Source organism: Gammaproteobacteria bacterium (assembly GCA_013696315.1).
Taxonomy (GTDB): Bacteria; Pseudomonadota; Gammaproteobacteria; order JACCYU01; family JACCYU01; genus JACCYU01.
The window spans coordinates 1-15,195 of record JACCYU010000032.1 but is presented as its reverse complement, the minus strand read 5'-3'; the positions used below and the strand labels follow the sequence as shown (position 1 = coordinate 15,195).

The window sequence follows — 15,195 nt, the reverse complement described above, 5'->3', positions numbered from 1 at the left end:
GCCTTGATCAACCCCAGCGCGCGAATGAATTCGCGCGGCATCGCAAGGCCACTGATGGCGAAATTGTTCACTGCGCGCTGCGTCTGCGCGCCATAAAGCGCCTCGGCCGGCACCGGGAGTTCGCCCATGCTGTCTTTCTCCATGCGGTATTTGCGATCGGTCATGCTTACCTCTACGGCCTGTTGAGTGGGATGAGGTTATTATAGGGACATATTTTCATTGTGACGCCGGAGTTTTAATGGAGCTGTCCGTGCTGACCGCCATTTCACCGGTCGATGGCCGCTATGGTCGCAAGACCCGCGCTTTAAGACCGATCTTCAGCGAATACGGCCTGATGCGCTTTCGTGTGCAGGTCGAAGCGCGATGGCTCATCGCACTAGGCGATAACCCCGCGATCGCCGAATGCCCGAAATTTTCGAAAGCCGCGCAAACCGTCCTGTTGGAGATTGCGGAGCGCTTCGACGAAGCCGACGCGGCACGCATCAAGACCATCGAAGCCAGCATCAATCATGATGTGAAAGCGGTGGAGTATTTTCTTAAAGAGAAGATTGCCGGTCGCGCCGAGCTGGACGCTGCGCGCGAATTCATTCATTTCGGCTGTACGTCGGAGGACATTAACAACCTCGCCTATGGCCTGATGCTGAACACCGCGCGGCGCGAGGTGTTGTTGCCGGCCGCCGACGAAATCATCGAGCAACTGCGCGCTCTCGCGCACCGTTACGCAGACACGCCCATGCTGGCTCGCACGCACGGACAGCCCGCCAGCCCAACCACCCTTGGCAAGGAGATCGCCAACGTTGCACATCGGCTGCGTGAACAGCGCGCGTGTATCGCAGGCGTGCCAATCCGCGGCAAATGTAATGGCGCGGTCGGCAATTTCAACGCGCACCTGGCCGCATATCCCGAAGTGGACTGGCCGGGTTTCGCGCGAGATTTCGTGACCGCGCTGGGACTTGCGTGGAACCCCTACACCACGCAGATCGAGCCGCACGACGCCATGGCCGAATTGTTCGATGCGTGCGCACGCTTTAACACGGTGCTGATCGACCTGTGCCGTGACCTGTGGGCGTACATCGCGATCGGCTACTTCAAACAACAGCCGGTCGAGAATGAGGTCGGTTCCTCGACCATGCCGCACAAGGTCAATCCGATCGATTTCGAAAACGCCGAAGGCAATCTGGGCATAGCCAACGCTATTTTCAGGCACTTAACGGGCAAGCTGCCGATTTCCCGCTGGCAGCGTGACTTAAGCGATTCGACCGTACTGCGCAACCTTGGGCCAGGCTTTGCGCACACCTTGATCGCGCTCGACGCGGTGTCCAAAGGACTTGCCAAACTTGCGGTCGACGAGGCCCGAGTGGCACAGGATCTTGACGCGAACTGGGAAGTGCTGACCGAGGCAATTCAGACAGTCATGCGTCGTTATGGCGTCGATGAGCCTTACGAGCAACTCAAGCGACTGTCCCGCGGCAAGACCGTAAACGCCGATACGATCCGCGCGTTTATTATGACTCTGGCGATTCCCGATGGGGCCAAGACGCGCCTTCTGGAACTGACGCCGGCCCGCTACATCGGGGCCGCCGCATTACTTGCCCGGGCGATCTGAAGCATCGGCACTGGCCACCTGCGCCTCTTATGTTGGGTAAGGCTACGTCCACAAGTCACGGATATACAAGTGATTCAGTTGTAGCCATTGCAACGCGATAATCGGCGTGGCCGACGCGATGGCGCCGGCAGCCAGCTTGTCGAACGCGGTCTTCGCACCGACGATTTCCACGCGGATATCCTCGCCCTCCGTTCGCAGACCGTGAACACCGCCGGCGTCGTCGAGATTAGCGCGGGCCAGGTAAATCGAGACGCGCTCGCCGAAACCACCCTGCGACGAGTAGTAATCACAAATAAAATGCAGCGCGTCCAGGGTACAGCCCGCCTCTTCGCCGGCCTCCCGGTGCGCCACTGTTTCGCGATCCTCGCCGGGCTCGATCGACCCGGCGATGATCTCGGTCAGCCAGGGGCCTTGCGGGGATTCGATCGCGCCCATGCGGAACTGCTCAATCAACAGCACGCGGTCGCGCACTGGGTCGTAAGGCAGCACCGCCACCCCGTCGCTGCGCCGGAACAGCTCGCGCGTCAAGGTCGGGCTCCAGCCGCCATTGAATAAAGCGTGCCTGATCCGGAATACGTCCAGCCGGAAAAACCCCTGATAGCCCAGGGCGCGGTCGATGATCTCCCATTTCATGTGCGGATCTACAACAAAGTTAATTAACTGTTTGAATAGTGAGGCATAACATTATGAACCTAGCTCGGCAATAATGCTTTCCACCGCGTCCAGGTCGGCTGGTGTATCCACGCCTGGCCCCGGCGGCTCGGCCGCGAGCGCCACGTGAATGCGATCCCCACGCCATAGCGCCCGCAATTGCTCGAGGTGCTCAATGCCCTCATGCGCGCTGGGCGGCGTCTGCGCATAGCTTTTCAAGTAGCCCACGCGGTAGGCATACAAGCCGATGTGACGATAACAGTGGTGCAAATGTTGCTCGCGCGCGCCACGCTCGCTCGCCCAAGGAATCGGCGCACGGCTGAAATATAGCGCGAAATCCGCGACATCGCGCACGACTTTGACTACGTTTGGATCCTCAAACTCGTCCAGCGACAGGATTAGAGTGCACAGGCTGGCGATGCTGGCATCGGGATGGAGGGCAAGGTTTAACGCGACCTGGCGGATGTTGGCCGGCGGCAGCAACGGTTCGTCACCCTGCACATTGACGACGATTTCTGTGTCAGGCCAGTCGAGTGCGCCCGCCGCCTCCGCGAGCCGCTCACTGCCGGAGGCGCAGTCCCGAGACGTCATGCAAACGGTAGCACCCCATTCCCGCGCGCGACCTTCGATACGCGAATCGTCGGTGGCGATAACCACCGTCTCCGCGCCGCTCCGCAAAGCTTGCTCGTATACGCGCTGCAACAGCGGCTTGCCCGCGATCTCCCGCAGGGGCTTGCCGGGGAGCCGCTGCGAATCAAAACGCGCGGGTATGGCGACTCTGAAGGCGACCCTGACGTCGGCCGTGTCCGCGCTCATGCCTTCAGCTTTTCGTATTCTTCCTCGCTGATTTTGCGCGCTTCGTCCTCCAGCATTACCGGTATCCCGTCGCGAATCGGGTACGCCAGCCGCGCAGCGCGGGAGATCAGCTCCTGGCTGGCCTTGTCGTAGATCAGCGGGCCCTTGGTTACCGGACACACCAGAATATCCAACAGCTTTTTATCCATATCGATTGGTCTCCAGAGGTTCTGAACTCTGCTTGAGCGACGCGGGTGCAAGCGCGCGCAAGCGAGCTAAAACGGCCCGCGCGAAGTATGTGTCGGGCACCGCCGCCACCGGCAGATACCAGTGGTGAGTCTGCGCAAATTCACGGCATTTGACCGCATCTTTTTCCGTCATCACCACCGGTTGCGCGTCACCAAAATCCAGATCGCGTGACGTGAACGGATGATGATCGCGAAACACATGCGTCCGCAATACCAGTCCTCCGGCCTTCAGGCTATCGAAAAAACGTGCCGGATTGCCAATCGCGGCGACCGCGTGCGCCTGGCGGCCGCGCATCGCCTCTAAAGGCTGGCGCACTCTTGCATCGGCAAGATTGACCATTTGTCCGGCCTCGAGGGCCATACGGTAGCGCGCACTGGCGCGGGCGCCGGGGCGCATCCGCGAATCGTCATGGGCCGTATCACCGCGGCGGCCGTTCACGATCACGAGATCGACCTCGCGCAGACGCGAGGGGGGCTCGCGCAACGGGCCGGCCGGCAGACACCAGCGGTTGCCCAGCCCCTTGTCGCCATCGATCACGGCGATCTCCATGTCACGCACGAGACGGTAATGCTGCAAACCGTCGTCGGCGATCAGCACGTCGCAGTCGTATTCCGCCAGCAGCGCGCGCGCGGCATCAAAGCGACAGGGCGCGACCGCCGTCGGGCAGTGACTGCGCGATGCGATCAGCACGGGCTCGTCACCGACCTGATGGGGGTCGCTGAGCGCGGTAACGATCTGCGGCCAGTGGTTGGCGCGCCCCCCGTAACCGCGGCTGATGATACCCGGTCTGTAGCCATTGGCTTTCAGCAGTTCAGCAAGCCAGATGACCAGCGGGGTCTTGCCGGTGCCGCCGACGGTGATATTGCCGACGACAACGACCGGCACCGGCGGCCGCGGCAGGGTATGGCGGCGACGCAGGTATTGCTGACGGCGCAGATCCGCGAGTGTGCGAAACGTCCAGGCTAGCGGCAGCAGCGAAATCGCAAGTGCATTGCGAGTCGCCCAGAGGTGCTGAAGCGCGCTGACCCGGCCAAGGAAGCTATTGGATGTATGGCCCATCAACCCGGCTACGAGTTTGCGTCGGTCGGCGTCTGTATCTTTCGGAACTGCGATCGGTGCAGTCCGGTATAGATGCCGCCCTGCGCCAGTAACTGCGGGTGCGTGCCGGTTTCCGCGATGCGCCCCTCCTGCATCACCACGATGCGATCGGCGTTTTCGACGGTAGACAGCCGGTGCGCGATCACCAGAGTGGTACGGTTCTTCACCAGCGCCTCCAGCGCCGCCTGGATAAGCTGCTCCGCCTCGCTGTCCAGCGACGACGTCGCCTCGTCCAGAATCAATACCGGCGCGTCTTTCAGCAGCGCGCGGGCGATCGCCAGTCGTTGCCGCTGGCCGCCCGACAGGAGAATGCCGTTCTCGCCGACCATGGTGTCCAGCCCTTGCGGCAGACGGGTGATGAATTCCATCCCGTGCGCGGCGGTCGCCGCCTTCTCGATCTGTGCGCGGCTGGCGCCGCCCTGACGGCCGTACGCGATGTTGGCCGCGATGGTGTCGTTGAACAACACCACCTCCTGGCTGACGTACGTGATCCGCTCCCGCAGATCGGCGAGCGAGTAATCACGGATGTTCACCTCATCAAGCAACACTTGGCCTGCCTGCGGCTCGTAGAAGCGCGGCAAAAGATTGACCAGGGTAGTTTTGCCGCTGCCGGAGCGCCCCACCAGAGCGACCGTTTCGCCGGGCTTGATTGTCAGCGAAATGTCTCTCAATACCTCGCCCTTAGCCTGCTCGTAACTGAATATGACATTGCGGTATTCGACCAGGCCACGACGGCTGGTCGGCGCGTAGGTCGGCCGGTCATATTCGCGCTCGCTGTCGATCAGCTCGAATATACTTTCGCCGGCGGCGATGCCCTGCTGCACGCGGGCATTGATATTGGTGAGGTTGCGCGCCGGCGTCAGCAGCAGGGTGATGGAAATAATGAACGAAACGAAGGTGCCGACGGTGATCTGCTCCAGCACCGGCGGCAAGGTGGCCAGAAACACGATGGCCGTCAGCGCCAGCCCTACGACCAGTTGTATAAACGGCGTGCTCGCGGCCTCGGTGCGGGCCATCTTCATGTTCATTCTGCGGTTGTGCTCGTTCACGGTCTCGAAATGCTGCGTTTCGTAGGCATGTCCGCCAAAAATTTTGACCACGCGATGGCCCTCGATCATCTCCTGCGCGACGTGCGTCACATCGCCCATGGAGCGCTGGATGTTGCCGCTGATCTTGCGAAACCGCTTGCTAGCGTAGATGACCAACGCGGTAATAATCGGCGCGGCAATGAGAAAGCACAAGGTCAGCTCCACGCTCAAATAAAACATCCACAACACCAGGCCGACGATAGTCAGGGTGTCGCGTATGAGAATGGTCATGCTGCGGCTGGCGGCGTCGGCCACCTGTTCGACGTTGTAAGTCAACTTGGAAATGAGCTGGCCGGTCGAGCTCGCATCGAAATACGTAACGGGCATGTGCAGCAGTTGATGAAACATCTGCCCGCGCAGCACCTTGACGACGCAGCGCCCGACGTAGGACACGTAGTAGCTCGACAGATATCCCCCCACCCCGCGCACCAGCAGGATGACCGCCATCAATGGCGGCACCCAGCGGATCATGTCAGGATCGCGGTCGACGAAACTGCCGTCCAGCAACGGTTTCATCAGCGCCGCGAAACCGGTGTCGGTCGCTGCGTACAGCACCATGCCCAGCACGGCGAACGCCATGCTGCGCCAGTAGGTCAGCGCGTACCCCAGCAGGCGCCGGTAAATGCCCACGCCGCCGCGGCCCGGTGTGGCAGCACTATCGTTCATCGTGCGTCGTGGCGATAGACAAATGCGTCAAACCCAGCCTCGCGGCTACGTCCATGGCCGTGACGACCGCCTGATGGGGGGTGCGCGTATCGGCGTTCAAAATGACAGCGGTTTTCGCGCGGCGTTTCGATACGTCGTCAAGCGCCGTGCTCAACGTTTTGGCGCGGGTATTTACGAGCGCCCGGCCATTGATGTAATAGCGCCCGGCGGAGTCGATGGCGAGTTCCAGCGGTTGCTGGCGTTGCGTCAAAGGCTCGGCGGTGGCGTTTGGCAAATCGATCCGCAGCGCGGCGTGGCGTTCGAACGTCGTGGTCAGCACGAAAAAAATCAGCAGCACGAACGCCACGTCGATCAGAGACGTCAAATTGAGCTCCAGCCGGTCACCGCGACGGGCCTTGAACCTCACGCGGCGTCTCCGTGAAGTTGTGCCGGACGCGGTTTGCTGGCGTTCGCCGCGCATGATTTCCATCATCTTGATGGTCTCGGCTTCCATGTTTATCACCAGATCATCGACCCGGCCGCGGAAATAGCGGTAAAAAAACAAAGTGGGTATGGCGACCATAACCCCGGCGACAGTGGTGATCAACGCGATCGAAATACCGCCCGCCATCTGCCGCGGATCACCCACCCCCGCATCCGTGATGGCGCCGAATATCTGCATCATGCCGATGACGGTACCGAGCAGCCCGAGCAGCGGCGAGATCGTCGCGATTGTGCCCAGGGTGTTCAGAAATCGCTCCAGCTCGTGCACCACGTGACGCCCGGTCTCCTCGATCGACTCCTTCATGACCTGCCGGTCTTCATTCGCGCTGCTCAGACCGGTCGCGAGAATACGGCCCAGCGGCGAACTGTCGCGTAGCGCGGACACGTGAGTTTGCGTCAACTTACCCTGCTGGCGCACATCACCCGCTGGCGTTGCAGGCTCCAGAAACGCTCGCCAATGATCGCGAGCGCCAGGATCGAACATGCGATGATGGGCGCCATAACCCCCGCCGGCCTTGATGATCTCGAACACGGCAAAGCCCTTTCTTTGAAGCCGTTAATGGGTGGCAATCATACTTGATTTCACCCGGCGCCTGAATGCGACGCCTGGCATGGCGCGGTCTAACTTTTAAGGGCGGGCTGTCCAGAAACTACGCGCGGATTGTCGGTAACCGTCGCTTAAGGTGATTCCGGCATAGGGGTGCACTGTGACTGTCAGGGCGCCGGATGTGGCGGTGTTTTCCACGGCAATCGAGCGTCTGTGATAACGAGCCAACACCTCCTGCGCGGGAAAGCCCCATTGGTTCCGGTAAGCGGTTGACACCAGCGCCAGCTCAGGGCCGACGGCTTCAATAAACCTCGCGCTGGACGACGTTGCGCTGCCGTGATGCGGCACCACCAGCACGTCGCTTGCCAGCCGCGCGGCGTGCGTGCGCACCAGAGCGCGCTCGGCATCCGCCTCGATATCGCCAGGCAGCAACACCGCACCGCCGGCACTGACAACGCGCAGTACGCAGGAGCGGTTATTGGTGGAAGGCCATGTATCGACTGTCGACGGATGCAGGATTTCGAACGTCACGCCGTCACTGCGCCAGCGTTGACCGGCGCGGCAGCGCGCGGCGCGCATCTGATCGAAGCGTCGCGGTGCGCTGGTCAGCAGCTTTGTCACCGGGAACGCCGCCAGCACCGCGGCCGCGCCGCCGCTATGATCGTTGTCGCGATGACTGATCACCAGGGTGTCGATGCGCTCGATGCCACGCCGTCGCAGGTATGGAATGACGGCCGCGTCGCCGGCGTTGAAATAGTCACTGAAACGCGGACCCGTGTCGTAAACGAGCACGTGATTGCGGGTTTCGATCACCGCCGCGAGACCCTGACCGACATCCAGCAAGGTGATCGTGTAGCCGCCGGGCGCTGGTCGTACCGGCGCCACCATCGCCATGGGCAACAGCAATAAGAGGCCAAGCCAGCGCGCCGGCCAGCCATGCGGCGCGAGCAGCCACACCATCCCCACCGTCGCGGGCAACAAGGTCCAGCCAACAGGCGCCTGATGCCATTGCGCAAATGGCAGCGCCGCGAGCAGCTCCAGCACCCGCCACAACAGGTCCAGACCGTAGTCCGAGACGTTCAGCAGAGAGGCGGCGAGTCCGGGCGCGACCGGCAACAACGCGACAGCGATGAGAATCAGCGGACCGATCACCAGTCCTATCCACGGCACAGCCACCAGGTTCGCGACAAAACTTATCAGCGGGGCGCGCTGAAAGAAGAACAAGGTCAGCGGCGCCAACCCGATGGTCAACGCCCCCTGCAGGCGCCCGCTCTGCCGCCAGCGGCTCTGTGACGGCGACCTGCCGCGCAGGCTGTAAACGATGATCCCCACCGCGGCGAACGACAGCCAGAAGCCCGCCGAGAGTATCGCGGCCGAACTCCATATCAGAACCGCGATCAGCGCGACCGCCAGCGTGTGACCCGGCCGGCTGATGCGATCCAGCATCAACGCGCCCATCACGACCGTCAGCATGATGACCGCGCGCTGGGTCGGTATGGAAAAGCCAGCCAGCAACGCATAGCCGAAGGCCGCGATCAGACCCGTGACCACCGCCGCGCGTGCCGCAGGCAGTTGCAGGCACAGCCATCCGCAGAGCCGCCACATATACAAGGTCAAAAAGTACACCATGCCGGCGACCAGGCTGATGTTCATACCCGATATCGCAAGCAGATGACTGGTGCCGGTGTCCAGCAGCAGTTGCCATCGTTCCGGGGTCATGGCGCCGCGATCGCCGATGGCGAGCGCCGTGATAACGCCGGTGTTGGCGCTATCGCCAAGATGCCGCGCGATGGCATCGGCAATCGCCTGGCGCAGCCGTCCGATCGGCCGTTCCGTAAAACTGCTCTGCAGTCGATGCGCGCGTGGCTCGTCGCGAACGTAGCCGGTGGCGCCGATGCTCTGGCTGTATAACCAGCCCTCGTAGTCGAAGCCGCCGGGATTCATGAAGCCTCTGGGGCGCGCCAGGCGCACCGTCAGCTTCCAGCGCTGACCGAGTTTCAGATCAGGCGCGTTGTCGTACCAGCTCAACCGTGCCCGTTCCGGCACCGAATGGCCGACGACGCGGGTATGCATCCGTTCGATATCGAACAGAAAACGTGTAGCGGGTTCGCGCAGCTCCGGGATCGAGGCGATTACACCGGTTACCACCAGGTCATCGCCCTCCAGCGCTGGGTCCAGCCCCGGATACAACGCTGTGTGCGCCTGATAAAGCGCCCACAAAAATCCGCACGCGATAGCCAGCGGAAAACGCAGGCCTTTGTAACCAACGAGCAGCGGAAACAGGACGACCAGCAGCCACACGCACGCCACCGGCGGCAGGGCCGCGAGCTGATGCAGCAGCATTACGCCCGCCAGCAAGCCCAATGCGATAATGATCATGTCGAGGCGCTTGCCTGCGTGCGTGTAGCCGCTATTGTTATAAAGCGATCAGAGGCATAACCGCCGTTTATAAACGCGGACGATCGTCCGGCGCGGCTGCTATGGTGGACTCAGCGCCCCATCCTCCAGGGTATAAACGGTATCCATGCGTGCGGCCAGTGACACGTCGTGGGTGACGATCACCAGGCTGGTGCGGAACTCGTCGTTCAGTTCGGTCATCAGTCGATGAACCTGTTCGGCGTTGCCGCGATCGAGATTGCCGGTGGGCTCGTCCGCGAGCACCGCTTGGGGTTCGGTAATCAGCGCACGACCGATAGCGACGCGCTGGCGCTCGCCGCCCGACAACTCGCCAGGTTTGTGGTGCACGCGCGCGCTCAAACCCACTCTTTTGAGCAAGTTCCGGGCGACTTCCATCGCGGCGCGCGGTTTCTCGCCGCGGATAACCAGCGGCATGGCAACATTTTCCAGCGCCGTGAATTCCGGCAACAGATGATGAAACTGATAGATAAACCCGAGCGCGCGGTTGCGCAACCGCCCGCGGCTGGCGTCGCTCAACCTGCTCATGTTTTCGCCAGCGATTAAGACCTCGCCATCACTGGGCGTATCGAGCCCGCCCAGCAGATGCAACAGCGTGCTCTTGCCGCTACCCGAAGCGCCGACGATGGCGATTTTCTCGGCAAGGTTGACTTTCAGATTTACGTCTTTGAGCACATCCACCCGTGTGGCGGTGTCGGCGTAGGATTTGGCCAGGCGCCGGCATTCGATCACCGGCCGCGCCGTATTGTCGTTGTCCACCGCCGTCACTCGTAATGCAAGGCGGCCGCCGGTTGTGTGCGGGCGGCGCGCCAGGCGGGATAAATCGTTGCGATCACGGACAGGACAAAAGCCGAAACCGAGATGCGCAGCACGTCAGGGAATTGCACGTCGGAAGGTAATTCACTGATGTAATAGACATCCGGCGCCAGAAACTGCATACCCAGCGACTGCTCCAGCCAACCGACCAGCGACTCCAGATTGAGCGCAAGACAGGTGCCACCCAGCACCCCCAGCCCGGTGCCGACCAGCCCGATAATCGTCCCCTGGATGATAAAGATCGCCATGACCTGGCGGGGCGTGATCCCTAAGGTTCTGAGAATGGCGATGTCGGCCTGTTTGTCGGTCACCAGCATTACCAGGGTCGAGACGATATTGAACGCCGCCACGGCCACGATCAGCAGCATGATGATGAACATGATGGTTTTTTCCATCTGCACCGCGCGGAAAAAATTCACGTGCTCGCGCGTCCAGTCCGATACCCAGTAGGCGCCGCCGAGATTTTGCGCCAGCTCGCGGCTGACGATGGGCGCGCGAAACAGATCCTTGAGCTTCAGCCGCAGGCCACTGACGGCACCCTCCGGCAGATCGAACAAGGTGGCCGCATCCGCGATATGAATGAACGCGGCAGTGCGATCGTATTCCTGCATGCCGACTTCGAAGATGCCGGTGACGGTGAAACGCCGCAAGCGAGGCAGAATGCCGGCCGGCGTGACCGTGGCTTCCGGCGTCACCACCGTGACCTTGCCGCCTGGGTCTGCGCCCAGAATCGCGGCCAGCTCGCTGCCCAGCACGATGCCGTATTCACCCGCCTTGAGATCCGCAAGCTCACCGTACTTCATGTGCTTGCTTACTTCTGAAACATCTGGCTCCTCGGCGGGCAACACCCCGCGCAGCAGCGCGCCGCTCACCTGCTGCCCATTGACCAGCATCGCCTGGCCCTCGACATACGGCGCATCGCCTGCGACTTCCGTCTGGCCGGCAACGCGCTTTTCCAATTGGCGCCAGTTATTTAACTGCCCATTAAAGCCAGTGATGGTGGCGTGCGAGGCCATGCCGAGAATTCGGTCGCGCACCTCGGTCTGAAAGCCGTTCATCACCGACAGCACGGTGATCATGACGATAATCCCCAAAGCCACGCCGAGCATCGACACGAGCGAAATGAAGGAAATGAAATGATTGCGGCGTTTGGCGCGCGTGTAGCGCAGCCCGATATACAATTCCAGGGGGCGAAACATGGCGACGGATTAAAACATATATGCGCCGCACAGGTGCACAAATCCGATGAGCGCGGATGCGGCGCGGGTATCGCGCTGGCGAGTGGGGCGCCGTTACGCTGTTTCCGGTGTAACGAAATTCGATGCACCAGATGGCTTAGGAACTAGACATAGACTATGCAATTGATGCAACACATCCAGCGGTTACCGGCGGAGTGGGCGCCGCAGTCCGGCGTCATGCTGGCCTGGCCGCACGAGGCAACGGACTGGGCGGGGACCCTGGCCGCGGCTGAATCAACTTATGTTGAGATCGCGCGCCAGATCGCGTGGCGGGAACTCGTTATTATCGTCTGCGCTGACGATGTGCATTTGGGCTACGTGCGCGAACGGCTGCGGGCGGAGACTGTCGATCTCGCGTCCATGCGTTTAACCGTGGCGCCTTTCAATGACACCTGGATCCGCGATTACGGCCCGCTCACGGTATTGAGCAACGGCGCGCCGAGACTGCTGGACTTCCGCTTCAACGCCTGGGGCGGAAAGTATCCGGCGTCGCTGGACGACGCGCTGACCGGCGCTTTGCATGGCAAAGGCGCGTTCGGCAATATCGCGCTGGAGCGGCTTTTCCTCGTGCTGGAGGGCGGCAGCATCGACGTCGACGGCGAAGGCTGCATGCTCACCACTCGCGCGTGCCTGCTGTCGCCGACCCGCAATCCCGGTGTCGATCAGTCCATACTGGAAGCGAGCTTCAATGAACATTTCGGTATCGAGCAGGTGTTGTGGCTGACGCACGGTCAGCTTGCGGGAGACGATACCGACAGCCACATCGACATGCTGGCGCGTTTTTGCGATCCTAGGACCATCGCGTACACCGCCTGCGATGACCCGAACGACCCGCATTACGCACCGCTCAAGGCGATGGCGGCCGAGCTGGCAGCGTTCCGCACGTTTGAGAAACAGCCCTATCGAGTCATCCCCCTGCCCTTGCCGGCGCCGATCATTAGCGGCGACGGTCAGCGGCTCCCCGCCAGCTACAGCAATTTCCTGATTATCAATGACGCGGTTTTGCTGCCGATCTACGATGATCCCGCGGACGAGATCGCAAGGCTGCGGCTCGGGGCGGCCTTTCCGGAGCGCGAGATTGTTTGTATTGATTGCACCGCGCTCATCCAGCAGTATGGCAGCCTTCACTGCATGACCATGCAACTGCCGGCGGGCGTTCACTTGAGATCGGACGAGAGCGATGCGAACGGGACTGGTACAACACGCCAACAGCGATGACTACGAGCAAAACCTCAAGACGAGCATAAGCGGCATCGAACAGGCGGCGCGCGAGGGCGCGCAGTTAGTGTTACTGCAGGAACTGCACACCAGCCTTTACTTCTGCAACACCCAAGATCCAGCAAATTTCGAACTTGCCGAATCCATTCCCGGACCGACCACGGAAAAACTGTCCGCCACTGCGGGCGCGCTGGACGTTGTAATCGTCGGCTCGGTCTTCGAGCGCCGCGCTGCCGGCATTTATCACAATACCGCAGTGGTCATCGAGTCCGACGGCCGTATCGCCGGCATCTACCGCAAGATGCACATCCCGGACGATCCGGGTTATTACGAAAAATACTATTTCACGCCGGGCGATCTGGGCTTTACGCCGATCGACACCTCGCTCGGACGGCTGGGCGTGCTGGTGTGCTGGGATCAATGGTTCCCGGAAGCGGCGCGCGTGATGGCGCTCGCCGGCGCGGAACTGCTGCTCTACCCCAGTGCGATCGGCTGGGATCCCAAAGATACCGAAGACGAGCAAGCGCGCCAGTACGACGCCTGGCGCACCATTCAGCGCGCGCACGCGATCGCCAACGGCCTGCCGCTGTTGTGTTGCAACCGGGTCGGGCTGGAACGCGATCCCTCCGGCGTCGGTCTCGACAGCCAGTTCTGGGGCGGCAGCTTTGCCTGCGGGCCGCAGGGCGAAATAGTCGCGCAAGCTCCGCACGACGAGCGATCGGTACTGGTGGTCGACATCGACCTGACGCGCACCGCGAGCGTCCGTCACTCATGGCCTTATCTGCGGGATCGTCGCATCGACGCTTATCAGGACATGGTCGCTCGCTACCGGGACAGATAGATGGGCGTAATCACGGCCGAAACAGGCCGCGGGGATCCCGAAGGAGAGTAGTCATGCGAAAATCACGTATATTCTCGACGCCAGAATCCTTTGGAAAAGAGTTTCTGCGGTGCTGCGGTGAGTACGCGTCCCTTCATGTCGCCGTTGCATGGTGTGGCGACCCCGGCAAAACTTTACCTTATAAGCATCTTGAAACCTTCAAAGGATCTGTAGTGGCGACCGTCGGAACGGCGTTCAATCACACCCATCCCGACGCAATAGAATGGTTTGAGCATATAAGGGCTTACATTCGAATATTTGATAGCCGATTAGAACTGTTCCACCCGAAAGTCTATATGTTCACGAGTGGCAATCGCTACGCAATTTTTGCCGGGAGCTCGAATCTGACGTATGGCGGCTTCTATACGAATGTGGAGATCAACGCGCTGATTGAGGGTACTTCGGGTAAGGGAAAGCAAAATGATGTACGCAATCTAAAACAATGCCTGTCGCAGTGGCATTCGGACACACATTCGTTCGTGCCAACACAAGAGTGGCTTAACCGATACAGAAGGGCTTATGAGGCCAATGCTCGTAAGGAGCGAAAGAACGCCATTCGCACGCCGCCGCGCGCTGAAGAGGATATTTCAACTGCGAGCTGGCTTAGAAATGCCGACTGGAGCATTTATTACACGAAGGTAGTTGAAGGCCTAGAGCAACACGAACGTAGCGGGCAAGGATACCACGATGTGTTGGACGCAGCGGAGCGTGAGTTACCTGTGCCGTGGCGCATAGCTAATTTTGACGATATTGAAAAGCGACGGATTATTGGAGGCATTAAGGCCTATGGCTGGCTTGGTCACGTTGCCGCCTCCGGACAGTTTCGTCATCTCTTGGCTGGCGGATCTACGGAACAACACCGAATCATCGTCAGGGCGGTGAACCGTATGGCTGGTTTTACTCTCCCGATAGATTGGAATCGGCTCGAAGCTAGTCTTCGCGATCTCATAAATCTTGGATTTACGATGAAGGTCTGGGGGCGCTTGCTCTGCATCGTGCGACCCGACGTGTACTGCACAGTGGCATCACCCTCCGTGCGCACCAACCTTTCAAAGACTCTTACAGTTGCCCAAAAGGACTTTGAACGTCCGGAGGGGTACATCTTACTTCTCAAGCTAATCCACGCTTCACCATGGTTCAACTCAATCGAGCCAAAGGACACGATAGAAGCAGATGTTTGGGCGCGCCGTGTTGCTTTCATGGATGCAATATTCTACAAGCGCACGTAAGCGTGGGGTCCGGCGGACGTCGCATAGGGCAGAAGCCCCGGGCGGGTCGGCCGCTGAATGATGCACGATCAATCCCTACGCTCCCCGGCTTCCATGTCGATAATCGACCGCCACCCCACCCGGCCGCATAGTCTTGAACCTCCAATTTAACTGTGAAAAGTTAAGTAAGGCCATTTCGTGACCGTCGTAACGGATCCGTATCTGACGATTGTAGTT

The 15,195-nt window shown here is 60.7% G+C and carries 13 protein-coding genes and 1 pseudogene; 4 read left to right on the top strand and 10 right to left on the bottom strand.

What is annotated here, in order from left to right:
• Window positions 1-164, bottom strand: a 164-nt coding sequence (gene aspA, locus H0V34_01865) for an aspartate ammonia-lyase (GenBank protein MBA2490486.1), incomplete at its 3' end; no start/stop codon positions are given.
• Window positions 165-238: 74 nt separating this feature from the next.
• On the opposite strand from aspA, the gene purB reads away from it, so the two are divergent.
• A complete protein-coding gene (gene purB, locus H0V34_01860; protein ID MBA2490485.1) occupies window positions 239-1,606 on the top strand; it encodes an adenylosuccinate lyase in 1,368 nt (455 codons plus the stop codon).
• 42 nt (window positions 1,607-1,648) lie between these two features.
• Here the strand turns inward: purB and H0V34_01855 are convergent, their stop codons facing one another.
• The 9 genes and pseudogenes from H0V34_01855 to H0V34_01815 form a co-directional block, all read right to left on the bottom strand.
• The gene (locus H0V34_01855; GenBank protein ID MBA2490484.1) at window positions 1,649-2,239 is read right to left on the bottom strand and encodes an NUDIX domain-containing protein; all 591 of its coding nucleotides are present in this window, start codon (window positions 2,237-2,239) and stop codon (window positions 1,649-1,651) included.
• A 51-nt stretch (window positions 2,240-2,290) separates the two neighbouring features.
• Window positions 2,291-3,073, bottom strand: coding sequence for a 3-deoxy-manno-octulosonate cytidylyltransferase (gene kdsB, locus H0V34_01850; protein ID MBA2490483.1), 783 nt, complete (start codon window positions 3,071-3,073; stop codon window positions 2,291-2,293).
• Window positions 3,070-3,261 (bottom strand): Trm112 family protein, encoded by a 192-nt coding sequence (locus tag H0V34_01845; protein MBA2490482.1) that lies wholly within the window; start codon window positions 3,259-3,261, stop codon window positions 3,070-3,072. Before H0V34_01845 ends, kdsB begins: the two co-directional genes overlap by 4 nt.
• On the bottom strand, window positions 3,254-4,360 hold the full coding sequence (locus tag H0V34_01840; protein ID MBA2490481.1) for a tetraacyldisaccharide 4'-kinase: 1,107 nt from the start codon (window positions 4,358-4,360) through the stop codon (window positions 3,254-3,256). The genes H0V34_01845 and H0V34_01840 overlap by 8 nt, the downstream gene beginning before the upstream one ends.
• 8 nt (window positions 4,361-4,368) lie before the next feature.
• A complete protein-coding gene (gene msbA / locus H0V34_01835; GenBank protein ID MBA2490480.1) occupies window positions 4,369-6,153 on the bottom strand; it encodes a lipid A export permease/ATP-binding protein MsbA in 1,785 nt (594 codons plus the stop codon).
• 436 nt (window positions 6,154-6,589) lie between these two features.
• Window positions 6,590-7,137, bottom strand: a pseudogene (locus H0V34_01830) (MotA/TolQ/ExbB proton channel family protein).
• A 127-nt stretch (window positions 7,138-7,264) separates the two neighbouring features.
• Window positions 7,265-9,562 carry a DNA internalization-related competence protein ComEC/Rec2 gene (locus H0V34_01825; GenBank protein ID MBA2490479.1) on the bottom strand — a complete coding sequence of 766 codons (2,298 nt, stop codon included), beginning with the start codon at window positions 9,560-9,562 and terminating at the stop codon, window positions 7,265-7,267.
• A gap of 99 nt (window positions 9,563-9,661) precedes the next feature.
• Window positions 9,662-10,357, bottom strand: coding sequence for a lipoprotein-releasing ABC transporter ATP-binding protein LolD (gene lolD / locus H0V34_01820; GenBank protein MBA2490478.1), 696 nt, complete (start codon window positions 10,355-10,357; stop codon window positions 9,662-9,664).
• A gap of 5 nt (window positions 10,358-10,362) precedes the next feature.
• The gene (locus tag H0V34_01815; GenBank protein MBA2490477.1) at window positions 10,363-11,613 is read right to left on the bottom strand and encodes a lipoprotein-releasing ABC transporter permease subunit; all 1,251 of its coding nucleotides are present in this window, start codon (window positions 11,611-11,613) and stop codon (window positions 10,363-10,365) included.
• 165 nt (window positions 11,614-11,778) lie between these two features.
• Between H0V34_01815 and H0V34_01810 the strand changes: the two genes are divergently transcribed.
• From H0V34_01810 to H0V34_01800, 3 genes are read left to right on the top strand one after another with little or no spacing between them, the layout of a single operon-like run.
• Window positions 11,779-12,870 (top strand): agmatine deiminase family protein, encoded by a 1,092-nt coding sequence (locus H0V34_01810; protein MBA2490476.1) that lies wholly within the window; start codon window positions 11,779-11,781, stop codon window positions 12,868-12,870.
• The gene (locus H0V34_01805; GenBank protein MBA2490475.1) at window positions 12,833-13,711 is read left to right on the top strand and encodes a carbon-nitrogen hydrolase; all 879 of its coding nucleotides are present in this window, start codon (window positions 12,833-12,835) and stop codon (window positions 13,709-13,711) included. Before H0V34_01810 ends, H0V34_01805 begins: the two co-directional genes overlap by 38 nt.
• Before the next feature lie 53 nt (window positions 13,712-13,764).
• The gene (locus H0V34_01800) at window positions 13,765-14,979 is read left to right on the top strand and encodes a hypothetical protein (GenBank protein ID MBA2490474.1); all 1,215 of its coding nucleotides are present in this window, start codon (window positions 13,765-13,767) and stop codon (window positions 14,977-14,979) included.
• Window positions 14,980-15,195 lie beyond the last annotated feature (216 nt).